General features: G+C 32.8%; 2 protein-coding genes. Both read left to right on the top strand.

The window, feature by feature from the left end; translation table 11 throughout:
* Nucleotides 1–664: 664 nt before the first annotated feature.
* Nucleotides 665–1192 (top strand): ribosome hibernation-promoting factor, HPF/YfiA family, encoded by a 528-nt coding sequence (gene hpf, locus ACTTG8_RS10240; RefSeq protein WP_442562005.1) that lies wholly within the window; start codon nt 665–667, stop codon nt 1190–1192.
* Nucleotides 1193–1444: 252 nt separating this feature from the next.
* Nucleotides 1445–2504 (top strand): DEAD/DEAH box helicase (locus tag ACTTG8_RS10245; RefSeq protein WP_442562006.1); only part of this gene is annotated, 1060 nt, incomplete at its 3' end.

The raw sequence follows: 2504 nt of genomic DNA on the forward strand, positions 1-2504 counted from the left end.
GATTATAAGAAGAAAGATTAGATAAGTTTTAAAAGCTATCAGAAAGTGCCGTTTTCGGCACTCTGATAGCTTTTATTTTATGAGAACTGAAAACTCTAAAATAACTCAATGAAAAAGAAAAATAGTTATTTAAATAGAAGTCGCACATATTTATAATTTTTGTTAAACAGAATAAATTTTCTGAATTTTCCAAATTAAATAAATTTAATAAAAAACTTGACAAATAATTATTTGTGCAAATTGTACAAAGTAAAGTAAAAATATTAATATAAATAAAGAGTAAAGATTTGTTTAGAAAAGAAATCTTCACAGTTTATCCACATAATTTTATGAAATACATGGCTTATAAAAGGTTATACACAGAGTTATCCACATTATCCACAAAAATATTAAGTGGTCTATGTATGTCAAGGATGAAAATTTGTTTTGTTTGTATTGATAAAAACATACAAAATAGACTAAAATATTAAAATCAGACTTGACATAAAAGAAAGAATACAATTATATATAATATAGTAAATATTCAGACAATAATATAAGGAAATATAAATGTATTTGATTTTTTGGTGGACTTATAGTATAATAAAGTTAGCACTAAACCCATATATATGATGGGCATAATCTAGAGCTGCTACAAAGAACTGCAGCGGAAAAGAGGTATTGTATGAAATATGTTATTAGCGGCAGAGGAACAAATGTTACTGATGGACTTAGGAATGCTGTTGAAGAGAAACTTGGTAAGTTAGAGCATTATTTCACGCCGGATACTGAAGTGCATGTAACGCTCAAGGTTGAAAAAGACAGGCAGAAAATAGAAGTTACTGTTCCGGTCAAGGGGCATATAATAAGGGCTGAACAAGTTAGCGATGATATGTATGTTTCTATTGATCTTGTTGAGGATATTATTGAGAGGCAGTTAAGGAGATATAAGACAAAGATAGTAGATTCGAAACAGAGTGCAAGTAATTTTACATCTGAATTTATGCAGGAAGATGAATATGATGATGAGGAAGTAAAGGTTATAAGAACTAAGAGATTTGCTGTAAAGCCTATGGATCCTGAAGAGGCTTGTGTACAGATGGAACTTCTTAATCATAGTTTCTATGTATTTAGAAATGCTGAAACTGATGAAGTAAATGTGGTGTATAAGAGAAAAAATGGTGATTATGGTCTTATAGAGCCTGAGTTCTAAGATTAGGGGAGTTATAAGTGCCAAAATTAAGAGAGTTTACTTATAATTATTTTTTGTACTAGAATGTCTTATTTTGGCACTTTACATAATATATAATGTGAACAAAATGTAAAAAATGCCCTTTGGGGCATTTTTTTATTGAAACATACCCAAAGTAATGTTAAAATAGATAGTATGAGTTAATATATCAAGAGTTATGCTGATATATCTTATCCTGATTTTAGGAAAAATGATGAGTAAAAGAGGAAGATTATGAGTTTTATTGAAAAGATTTTTGGAAGCCATAGTGAGAGAGAAGTTAAAAAGCTTAAGTTTGCAGTTGATAAAATAGAAGAGTTAGAACCTGCGATGGAAGCACTAAGTGATGAGGAGCTTAAGGCTAAGACAGCTGAATTTAAAGAGAGACTAGGTAAGGGCGAGACTCTTGATGATTTGCTTATTGAGGCTTACGCAGTAGTGCGTGAGGCTGCTTGGAGAACACTTGAACAGAAACCATATAGGGTTCAGGTTATGGGTGGTATTATACTTCATCAGGGAAGAATAGCAGAGATGCGTACAGGTGAAGGTAAAACACTTGTATCTACTATGCCTGTTTACCTTAATGCTCTTGAAGGAAAGGGTGTACATGTTGTTACTGTCAACGATTATCTTGCAAAGCGTGATAGTGAGTGGATGGGACAGGTACATACTTTCTTAGGCCTTACTGTAGGTTGTATTTTAAATGATATGGAGCCTGAAGAGAGAAGAGAAGCTTATAACTGTGACATTACTTATGCGACCAATAATGAACTGGGCTTTGATTATCTTAGGGACAACATGGTTATTTATAAAAATCAGCTTGTTCAGAGAGACCTCCATTATGCAGTAATTGATGAGGTTGACTCAGTACTTATAGATGAGGCTAGAACTCCTCTTATTATTTCCGGTCAGAGTGGTAAGTCTACTAAACTTTATGAGCTCTGCGACATTTTGGCAAGACAGCTTAAAAAGGGAGAGGCAAATAAGGAACTTAGTAAGATAGATGCTATCATGGGAGAGGATGTAGTTGAAACAGGAGATTTCATTGTAAATGAAAAAGATAAGAATGTAAGTCTTACCCTTGACGGAGTTGCTAAGGTAGAGAAATTCTTTAATATTGAAAACCTTGCAGATGCTGAGAATCTTGAAATACAGCATAATATTATACTTGCACTTCGTGCACATAACCTTATGTTTAGAGATCAAGATTATATAGTAAAAGATGAGGAAGTGCTTATAGTAGATGAGTTTACAGGTCGTGTAATGCCGGGAAGAAGGTATTCCGACGGTCTTC

The sequence above is a fragment of the Catonella sp. genome, assembly GCF_052173895.1.
GTDB lineage: Bacteria > Bacillota > Clostridia > Lachnospirales > Lachnospiraceae > Catonella.

Excerpts from the sequence above, each read along its gene's own strand:
- hpf (WP_442562005.1), top strand. The coding sequence starts at position 665 with ATGAAATATGTTATTAGCGGCAGAGGAACAAATGTTACTGATGGACTT.